Source organism: Streptomyces anulatus (genome assembly GCF_000721175.1).
GTDB classification, from domain to species: Bacteria; Actinomycetota; Actinomycetes; order Streptomycetales; family Streptomycetaceae; genus Streptomyces; species Streptomyces anulatus_C.
In genome coordinates this window covers 39944-48621 of the sequence record NZ_JOEZ01000045.1, presented here as the reverse complement: position 1 = coordinate 48621, position 8678 = coordinate 39944, and the positions used below count along the sequence as shown (strand labels likewise).

Annotated in this window: 9 protein-coding genes and 1 pseudogene; 3 read left to right on the top strand and 7 right to left on the bottom strand. The window is 68.0% G+C overall.

Annotated features, from left to right (window positions below; all coding sequences use genetic code 11):
- Positions 1 to 564: 564 nt before the first annotated feature.
- From IG90_RS0135140 to IG90_RS42945, 3 genes are all read left to right on the top strand, one after another.
- Positions 565 to 2976, top strand: a complete 2412-nt coding sequence (locus IG90_RS0135140; protein ID WP_030594094.1) for a DEAD/DEAH box helicase — start codon at positions 565 to 567, stop codon at positions 2974 to 2976.
- Positions 2976 to 3368 (top strand): hypothetical protein, encoded by a 393-nt coding sequence (locus tag IG90_RS0135135; protein WP_030594092.1) that lies wholly within the window; start codon positions 2976 to 2978, stop codon positions 3366 to 3368. Before IG90_RS0135140 ends, IG90_RS0135135 begins: the two co-directional genes overlap by 1 nt.
- A 412-nt stretch (positions 3369 to 3780) precedes the next feature.
- A complete protein-coding gene (locus tag IG90_RS42945; protein WP_078585515.1) occupies positions 3781 to 4494 on the top strand; it encodes an adenylate/guanylate cyclase domain-containing protein in 714 nt (237 codons plus the stop codon).
- Between the two features lie 260 nt (positions 4495 to 4754).
- On the opposite strand, the gene IG90_RS40970 is transcribed toward IG90_RS42945, so the two are convergent.
- The 7 genes and pseudogenes from IG90_RS40970 to IG90_RS42935 all read right to left on the bottom strand — a co-directional run bounded on the left by IG90_RS40970 (position 4755) and on the right by IG90_RS42935 (position 8517).
- Positions 4755 to 5279, bottom strand: a complete 525-nt coding sequence (locus tag IG90_RS40970) for a Pycsar system effector family protein (protein WP_030594090.1) — start codon at positions 5277 to 5279, stop codon at positions 4755 to 4757.
- Complete coding sequence (locus tag IG90_RS0135125; RefSeq protein ID WP_030594088.1) at positions 5276 to 5989, bottom strand: adenylate/guanylate cyclase domain-containing protein; 714 nt, start codon at positions 5987 to 5989, stop codon at positions 5276 to 5278. Before IG90_RS0135125 ends, IG90_RS40970 begins: the two co-directional genes overlap by 4 nt.
- 232 nt (positions 5990 to 6221) lie before the next feature.
- Positions 6222 to 6590 (bottom strand): annotated as a pseudogene (locus tag IG90_RS42940) (DUF6415 family natural product biosynthesis protein); the annotation flags it as partial.
- A complete protein-coding gene (locus IG90_RS0135115) occupies positions 6587 to 6769 on the bottom strand; it encodes a hypothetical protein (protein ID WP_030594084.1) in 183 nt (60 codons plus the stop codon). The pseudogene IG90_RS42940 and the gene IG90_RS0135115, both read right to left, overlap by 4 nt.
- 99 nt (positions 6770 to 6868) lie before the next feature.
- Complete coding sequence (locus IG90_RS0135110) at positions 6869 to 7717, bottom strand: helix-turn-helix domain-containing protein (protein WP_030594082.1); 849 nt, start codon at positions 7715 to 7717, stop codon at positions 6869 to 6871.
- A gap of 10 nt (positions 7718 to 7727) precedes the next feature.
- A complete protein-coding gene (locus IG90_RS0135105) occupies positions 7728 to 8282 on the bottom strand; it encodes a DUF6879 family protein (protein ID WP_030594080.1) in 555 nt (184 codons plus the stop codon).
- Positions 8239 to 8517: a hypothetical protein gene (locus tag IG90_RS42935; RefSeq protein ID WP_078585516.1), complete on the bottom strand. Its 279-nt coding sequence runs from the start codon at positions 8515 to 8517 to the stop codon at positions 8239 to 8241. The genes IG90_RS0135105 and IG90_RS42935 overlap by 44 nt, the downstream gene beginning before the upstream one ends.
- Between the last annotated feature and the right edge of the window lie 161 nt (positions 8518 to 8678).

Genomic DNA, 8678 nt, shown 5'->3' with positions numbered 1-8678 from the left:
GAGCGGGATATGCCCCGGCAAGCCGGGGCATAGAGCGCGAATTGCGCAAGCGCAATTCGGATTCCCCCGCAAGCGGGGGAATGGAATTCCGCAAGCGGAATTCCGAACGGAATCCAATTCGCGCAAGCGCGAATTGGAGGCGACCGCGCAAGCGCGATCACCCGGGCTGGCTACGAGGGGAAGTGCATCGCGCGCGGGCCTGTGTAGGGCTGGGGGTTCCTGCCCACCACCCCCGCAACGAGAGTGACGGACCGTCGGCCCGATCGGGTGCCGGCCCCACCGCAGTGACGGGCTCCGCTGCGCTCCACCCTGACCACTCCCCCACCCTCGAAACCGACCGCTCACGTTCACCAATACCCCGCCAGCATACCCTAGGAACCGTGCGTGTGGGGCGATATTCGGCCAAGTATCAGCCTACAGGGGGAAGCTGTCGCGTGGGTGATGCATCACGGGTGCTGAGTGTGTAGAGTCTGGGACCAGACACCACCACCCCGGCCCGCCAGACACCGCGCCGGACTCTCATTCCTATTACGCGTCGCATTCCGCGAAAAGGAGAACACGGGAATGGCCGTGAAACTGCGTGAACACCAGATTGAGGCCGTAGCCGCCATCGTGCGCGGCCTCGATATCCCGCCGGGCGGCATTCCCTGGAATGGCCTGCGCGGGCAGGTGCACGCCGCCTGCGGGACGGGAAAGACCATCATCGCGGCGGCCTCCGCAAAGCGCATTGTGCCCAAGGGCCGCATTCTCGTGGTGGTGCCGACCCTGGATCTCCTGGCGCAGACCGTGAAGGCGTGGAGCGACGCCGGGCACAAGGGGCCGGCCGTGATGGTGTGCTCGCCCCTGGACGACCCGGAGCTGTTCCATCTGGGGGTCCGGAGCACCACCAACCCCGTGCAGCTGGCCCTGTGGCACAGCACCGGGCCGGTGACCATCTACGCCACCTACGCGTCGCTGGGCGTGCTGGTGGAGGCGTTCGAGGGCGCCTACGGGCAGAAGCTCGCGCCGGTGGACCTGGCGGTGGTCGATGAGGCGCACCGGACCAGTGGCTCGATGGGTAAGGCGTGGGCGGACATCCACGACCAGACGAAGATCCCGGCGCACCGCCGGCTGTACCTGACGGCGACGCCGCGGATCTGGGAGGAGCGGCTGAACCGCGAGGTCGCCGAGGGGGTGCGTGACCCGCTGCCGCGCGAGATGGCGGCTTCCATGGATGACGAGCACGTCTTCGGGCCGGTCCTGTACAAGCTCTCGTTGGCGTCGGCGGTGTCCAGGAAGCTGCTGGCGCGGTACCAGATCATCGTCCTGGAGCTCCAGGACCCGGTCGTCACGCCCGAGCGTCTGATGGGCGAGGAGCGGCACACCGAGGAAGTCCGCGGGCAGCGCCTCGGGGCGCTCCAGGCCGCTCTCCTGCACACGATGGAGCAGCACAACCTCCAGAGCTGCATCACCTTCCACCACCGGACCATAGAGGCCGCGGCGTACGCGGAGGGCCTTCAGCGCGTGGCCAAGCGGCTGCACGCAGACCAGCCCGAGAAGTACCCCTCCGAGATCTGGGCGGACTGGCTGTGCGGGGAGCACGTCCCCGAGCGCCGGCGGGACGTGCTGGGGAAGTTCGGCTCCACCGCCCGGCGGGCCGTGCTCTCCAACTGCCGCGTCCTCGGGGAGGGCGTGGACATCCGGGCCGTGGACTCCGTGGCGCTCCTGGACCCCAAGGGCGCGCCGCACGACATCGTCCAGGCCATCGGCCGCGCACTGCGCCAGAAGCCCGGACAGGGAAAGCTGGCCTCTCTGATCGTGCCGGTATTTCTCCAGCCCGATGAAAGCCCGGAAGACATGTTCACCTCCGGTTCGTATAAGCCGTTGGTGAAGGTCCTTGAGGGTCTTCGGGCTCACGACGAAGAGGCCGTGGAATTGCTGGCCATTCCGCAGGAGCCTCAGAAGGACATCGCGCAGCCCTCCGAATACATCGGTGCCGCGCCCGCCGATAACGAGGAAGAAACCCGTCTCCTGCTCCGGTTCGCGGCTCCGCGTGATCCGGTGATGGTCGCGAACTGGGTGTCCTTCAACGTGATCGACACCGAGCGGCAGGACTGGGCGCGCGGCTGGGCAAAGCTCAAGGACTACGCGGAACGCGAGGGCCACGCCCGGGTGCCGTACGAGCACAAGGAGGGCGCGTTCCCGCTCGGTCAGTGGGTCGCGGAGCAGCGACGGGCGTTCGGGGCGGGGCAGATGAGCGGCCGGCGGGCGGCGCGGCTGGAGAAGCTGGGCATGGCCTGGTCGGCGGCCGACGCGCGGTTCCAGGAGAACCTGGCGGCGGCCCGGGTGTACTTCGCGGAGCACTGGACGCTGTGCGCTCCCCGGGCGGCGGCCGCGCTCGACAAGCCGGTGGGGCAGTGGTTGAGCAACCTGCGCCGTCCGGGTGCGCTGGAGGGGCACCCGGAGTGGGAGGCCGCGCTCCTGGCCGTGGACGAGGACTGGAACCCGTCGTGGCCGACCGAGTGGCAGCGGCATTACGCCGCGCTGCGCGAGCTGGTGCGTGACGAGGAAGGCCCGGCGGAGGTCCTGCCCGGCTTCACCGTGCACGGCATGGATGTCGGCAAGTGGCTGGCCCGGCAGCGGAAGCCCGAGGTATGGGCGGCCCTGGCCGACGGGCAGCGCGAGCGCCTGGAGGCCGTCGGCGTCGCCCCGCTCGCCGCTCCGGCCCCGGTGGAGCAGGCCGCGCCGCCGGAGGCGTCCACGGCGCCCGTGAGCGCCTTCGAGAGGGGCGTTGCGGCCCTGGCGCAGTACAAGGCCCGTACGGGCTCTGTGACGGTCCCCAGGGCCCACCTAGAGGCGCTGCCGGACGGGACGGAGGTCAAGCTCGGGGTGTTCCTGTCCAACAGCAGGAGCCGCCGGGCCAAGCTGACCGTCGACAAGCTCGCCGCGCTCGCCGGCCTCGGGCTGGAGTGGGCGGCCACGGAAGGAGCGGCGTGATGAGCACGGACGAGCACGAGGCCGGGGATCAGCGGGTGCGGGACGCCGTGCGGCGGCACGCCCGCACCAGGGCCTTCGCGGAGGCGGAGGACGTCATCTCGGCTGTGCTGTCCGACCCCGGCGTCCAGGAGGCGCGGGAGCGGGTGGAGAGGGCGGAGATGGGCATGGAGCTGGGCGCCCGTCTCCAGCCGTTCCAGGACCGCTACGACCAGGCCGTGGCGGAAGGCGACGCGGGCGGCCTCGCCGGGCTCTGTGCGGGCAAGCACGGCCGCTGGGGGCGGATCTGCGTCCTGCCCGACGGGCACGAGACGTCGATGGAGGAACCGCACTGGGGCCGCACCAGCGAGGGCCGGCCGATCGCGTGGGTGGGCAGTGCTCCTGACGGCTGGTGAGCGGCGGTGAGAGAGGCGACAGGACCCCGGGCGCACGGGCGCTCGAGGTACTTCGCTGTCCGGGGCCATGGTGCCGCTCCCAGGTCCTACACGCACTGGGGTGCGATGCCCGGGGGTTCTGAGCTGCGGCATCGCACTGGTGTGCGTGTAACCCCTGGGGTTTCGGGCTCAGCCCCGGCGGAGCTATCTGGGCCCGGAGCGGTTCGGTGGATGGGCCAGCCGCGAGCGGAGGGCCCAGGCGAAGTATGCACGGTTTTGGAACTCAGCAGGCGATGCCTGCCAGCAGGCCGAACGGTCTTCACACTCGGGCGTGTGATGGGTGTGGAAACGGCTGCATATTGCATCAACTGCCGTGTTGTCAGCGGTTCCTGTTAGATTTCACCCTCTTGTTTCGTCTCAGGCTGGGGGCACCATGGGGCTCGCTGACGACATCAGCGCGGCTGTCACGAAGGTTGTTTGTTCCGACTGGAACAGCCGCAAGGGGACAGCAGTCCCCTCCACCGACACCGTCGCTTTGGGGAACGGTGCCGTCGAGGTCAATGCCGTTTACCTCTATGCAGACTTGGCGGATTCCACTGGATTGGCCAGGGACTTTAGCCGCACAACCGCAGCCAAAGTCATCCGGGCCTATCTCGATGCCACTTGTAGGGTCATCAGGGCGTGTGGGGGCGAGATCCGCAGTTTCGATGGGGACCGGGTCATGGCAATCTTCATGGGGGGCACCAAGAACACAGCCGCCGCTGACTGCGCGCTCAAGATCAATCACGTAGTGACGAAAATTGTTCGCCCCAAAGTCGAGGCCAACCTGTCCTCAATCGTAACTCGGGGGTTTCAGGTTAAGCACTGCGTCGGTATCGACACCGGTACGGCACTAATTGTCCGAGGCGGCGTGCGTGGGAACAACGACCTTGTCTCTATCGGCCGTGCGCCCAATGTGGCAGCCAAACTCAGCGACATCCGCAACGGGAACAACCACAGCTACATTACCGAGGACGTTTTCAACGGCATGTTGGACAGTGCCAAATACTCCAGTACGAAAAAGTTGATGTGGGCAGGTCCGTACACCCGTGAGGTTGGCGGACAGACGATCACCGTATACAAGTCGACCTGGTCGAGGACTCCGTGAGCGAAGCCAATGGCCTACAGAGCTAGCCCGGCTCCTGCTGGCCCTACCGGCGATGACTGGTGATCAACCGCGAGAGATCGGCGAAGGACCCCGGGGCAGCGGCACCCATCCCAGGCCCTACACGCACTGGGACGCGATGCCGGGGGTTCCGAGCCACGGCATCGCGTCCCAGTGCGAGTGCGTAGGGCCTGGGATCTTCGGGCCGCTCCCTCATCCAGGCCGCGACGAGCGGCGTGCCGTGGCCTGTTGTGGTGATCGGGTCAGTTAAGCAACCCTGCAAGGAAGACGAGGGTGGCGCCCACTGCGAAGATGCTGAAGGACATCTGGACATGGCGGTGCTTGCCCCACGCGATCTTGCTCATTGCGATGAGCTGGCGGCTCAGCACCGGAAGTATGTCCGCCTGCTTCAGGGCTGTGGTGAGTTCGGCGGACTCTCGGTGCATGAGATGGCCGAAGTAGATGAAGTTCGAGGGGGCTTCCGCTCTGACCTTTCGGGCGCGGAGGCGGGGGACAACGACCAGCATCGAAAAGACGCCAGAGGTAAGTATGAGAATGGTCCCGATCCAAAGAAGAGAGCGGGTACCCCATCCGTGAAGGTTTGCGAGGACGTGGTCGTCGGTTGAGAGCGCGATGACGCCAGCGGTTGCCGCCGATTCAAGGGTGAGCGCGAAGGACGCCTTAGCGTCCACCTTCGCTGTCCAACTGCCGAGCTCCGCATGGATCCGCCAGGCAGTCTCGACGGCTCTCGCGTGAGCCTCGGCCGGGGCCAGCTCTGGCGCAGTCATACCGACCACCGGTAATTGGATCGGAAGATCGTCATCTGTTCCCCGCCGACCTCGGCACTGCGCTCCTCCCACATGTTGGCGCCCTCGGAAAACTTCACGTCTTCTCTAAGCCTGTGGTAGACCTGCGTGGTGATGTACGTCCGGTAGTGCCCCGGCTCGCGGATGTCACTGAGCTTGGCGGCAACGTTCGGGGCTCGGCCGATAGATACCAGGTCGCTGCTGCCCCGTACGCCGGCTCGCGCGATGAACGCCTCCCCGGATGCGACCCCGACACACATTCGAGGCAGGTAGCCCTTGCTCTGCAGAATCGGCAGCTTGGCGTAGAGGGCAGGCTGGACGATCTCCTGCATCGCGGCGTTGATCTTCAGTGCAACCGTTCCGGCGTTGGTGTTCTTGGAGTCGCCGATGAAGATCCCCATGACGCGGTCGCCGTCGTAGCTGCGGATCTCGCCGTCGAACTTCTTGATGATCGTGGACGCGGTGCGCAGCGAGGAACGGATTACCTTGCCGGCGACCTCGGGGGTGAAGTCGCGGGCCAGCTTGGTGGAACCCAGGAGGTCGGCGTAGAGGTAGACGGCTTCCAGCTTGACCGCGTCGTTGTTGTAGAGCCCTACGTCGTCCGTGCCCGGAACGACGTTGCCGTTCCGGATGCTCCAAGGGTTGCCCACCATCTTGTCCAGATCGGAGCGGATGTCGTCGCCAAGTGCCATGGATGACCTTCTGTCTCTTGCGTGCGCTTTGGCAGGAAAGTACTCGCCCGCACTGACAGCGGTCCTCCTTTTCGCCAGACCGAAGATCCCTGGTTCACCACCGACGAGCTTCACCCTGTTTGAGCGAACGGCCGACTACGGCACGTTCGGCGGAGCCCTGACATGTCCGTCTCGCGACCAGCCCTGCAAATCCTTGCCAACGGTCCTCCGGCGGCGCTAGGGGGTGGCCGGGGGGGGCGGTGAGGCGGTCCAGCCGGGTGTAGAGAGCCTGTACGAGGCGGGCGCGCTTCTGGACGCAGCACGCGGTGCCTTTGAGTGGGGCGGAGAGGCGGCCGTCGGCTTCGCGAAGGACGACTTCGGCGAGGGCGCCGCGGCCGTCACTCTTGGGCAGGACGGCAACGAGACGCCGGACGTCGGCGGCGAGCTCGCGGGCGTGCCCGGTGAGCTGGAGGGCGATCTGCTCATAATCGCGGGGTGCGAGGTCCGGGGCCTTCCAGGCGAGGACGGCCGTGACGAGTGCCTCGTGCGGGGCGCGGTCCAGCGGTAGTTCGGCGTCCAGCAGGCCCTGGGGGTCGTGGAGCGCGGCGTGGGCCCCGCTCACCGCATGTCCGCCGCGTCGTCGGCCTGGTCGTAGTCGCCGGGGCCGGCGGCCGAGTCGGTGAGAAAGCGCGCGTAGCCACGTACCGCGCGCTCGAGTAGCGCGGGGGAAGGTCGGCCGAAGTCGGGCGGTTGGAGGCCGGGTCCGTCGGGTGCGGGTCCGGCGGGTGTGGGTGCGCTCATGGGCACCGCCTCCGTGTGCTGAGTGGTCGCGTCGGTGTCGTTCGACGCTACGGAGGCTGCCGCTCCGGCCTCAAGAAAATTGCTGGAAATTGCGGAAGTTCACTCCAGGGCGTCGGTCGCGGCCGCGATGAGGTCACGGGCGGCGTCGCCGTACACGGCCAACTCCGCGAGGCCGGCGAACGCCCTGGCGTAGTCAGCGAGCTCGCGCGGCTGCGTCACCTTGATCTCCGCCGTCAGCGTCTCCACCACGGCCACGGTGTCGTCGTGGAGGTAGAACGCCTCCAGCGGCCAGACGGTGCGCTGTGCGGTGAACGGGATGATGCCCAGCGAGACCGAGGCGAGCGGCATCACCGCCAGGAGGTGGCGCAGCTGCCCGCGCATCGCCTCGGGGTCGGCGGTGCGGTAGCGCAGGACGGACTCCTCCATGAGCACGACGTAGCGGTGCCCGCCCTCGTAGAGGTACCGGGAGCGCGCGACCCGGGCGGCGACGGCTTCGGAGACGTCGTTCGGCGTCCCCTGGAACGTCGTGATCTGGCTCATCAGGGCGGTGGCGAAGCCGGGGGTCTGGAAGAAGCCCGGGAAGACGTTGGAGACGTAGACCCGGCAGAGGCGGGTCCGTTCGTGCAGGGTGTTCCAGTTCTGCTGGACCTTGCGCATCCCGTCCTTATGGAGGCGGCGCCACTCCAGGTACATGGAGTCGACGGCGCGGGCGGTGGCGATGAGGTCGTCGGCCTGGTCGTCCGCGCCGCACGCCGCGCACCAGGCGCGGATGTCCGCGTCGGAGGGCGGGGCGTCGGCCTTCTGGATGCGGGTGGTCTTCGCCGGGTGCCAGCCGCACCGGGCGGAGAGGTCCTTCCCGGAAAGGCCGGCGTCCTTGCGCAGGTGGCTGAGGCGCACGGCCAGGGCCTCGCGGGCGGCCTGTGCGCTGGACGATGGGGATGCGCTCACGGTGCTCTGCTCAGTGGTTCTGGACGGTGTACTTCTCGTGCGGGACACCGCGCTCCCACACGGTCTCGAAGGCGGCGCGGCAGAGCGCGACGGCGGCCGGGTCGGTGGTGCGTTCCTTGCCGTCGGTGGCCCAGTCGCCGGTGCCGGTGAAGTGGTGGAACTGCACGAGCCGGTCGTCCAGGAGCCAGAAGTCGTTGCCGGGCAGCGCGATGTCGCTCGCGCGGCGGCGGGGCAGCCAGCGCACGTCTTCCCCGGCCTGGAGGTTGAGCGGGGTGATGGCGTGCTCGTAGCGGATGTAGTCGGTGACCGGCTCGGAGACGATCCGGGCCCGGCGCATCACCACGCCGCGGGCGACCGCGTCCTTCACGAGCGGCATCCACTGCGGCCAGAAGGAGCGGGCCGGGTCGAGGTTGGGGACGCCGGTGGCCAGGAAGGCGGCGTAGTCGTCCGTCTCGTCACCGACGGCGTACAGGTCACGCATCTCCAGGTGGACCGCCGTGTGGTGGGTGTCGGCGAGCAGCTCAGCGAACGTCGCGGTGTTCAGCTGCTGCGCGTTCAGCGGCATCGCACGCCTCCCTCAAGATCTGCACCATGTGGAACGGAATCCGGATCACCCGCTCGTGCGGCGGGATCCCCGTCTTGTGGCCGGGCACCCACTCGGTGGAGCCGACCAGGGACTTGAGGAGGGCGTCGGCTTCCTCGCCCTGGAGGACCAGGTCCGCGCTCTCCTCTTCCACCCACACCGTCGCTGATCCCTCACCGCCGGTGTTGGGGTCGATCCCGACGAACCGTAACGTCATCACGTACTCCCCTGGGACTCAGTTGCGCGTAGTTGCGCCGACCGTCCCGCGCCGGGCAGCGGACGTCAAGAGCGCGTCGGCTGCCCGGTGCTTCTGATCCGTCCGGGTGACCGGGGGCCGCAACTACCGTGAGGTGAGAGGCACTCCCCCTACCGTGCGGC

What these genes read in the sequence shown, in the direction of transcription:
- IG90_RS0135140 (WP_030594094.1), top strand. Translation starts at nt 565, where the DNA reads ATGGCCGTGAAACTGCGTGAACACCAGATTGAGGCCGTAGCCGCCATC.
- IG90_RS0135115 (WP_030594084.1), bottom strand. Translation starts at nt 6,769, where the DNA reads ATGAGCGCACCCACACCCGCCGGACCCGCACCCGACGGACCCGGCCTC.
- IG90_RS0135105 (WP_030594080.1), bottom strand. Translation starts at nt 8,282, where the DNA reads ATGCCGCTGAACGCGCAGCAGCTGAACACCGCGACGTTCGCTGAGCTG.
- IG90_RS40970 (WP_030594090.1), bottom strand. Translation starts at nt 5,279, where the DNA reads ATGACTGCGCCAGAGCTGGCCCCGGCCGAGGCTCACGCGAGAGCCGTC.
- IG90_RS0135135 (WP_030594092.1), top strand. Translation starts at nt 2,976, where the DNA reads ATGAGCACGGACGAGCACGAGGCCGGGGATCAGCGGGTGCGGGACGCC.
- IG90_RS0135125 (WP_030594088.1), bottom strand. Translation starts at nt 5,989, where the DNA reads ATGGCACTTGGCGACGACATCCGCTCCGATCTGGACAAGATGGTGGGC.
- IG90_RS42945 (WP_078585515.1), top strand. Translation starts at nt 3,781, where the DNA reads ATGGGGCTCGCTGACGACATCAGCGCGGCTGTCACGAAGGTTGTTTGT.
- IG90_RS42935 (WP_078585516.1), bottom strand. Translation starts at nt 8,517, where the DNA reads ATGACGTTACGGTTCGTCGGGATCGACCCCAACACCGGCGGTGAGGGA.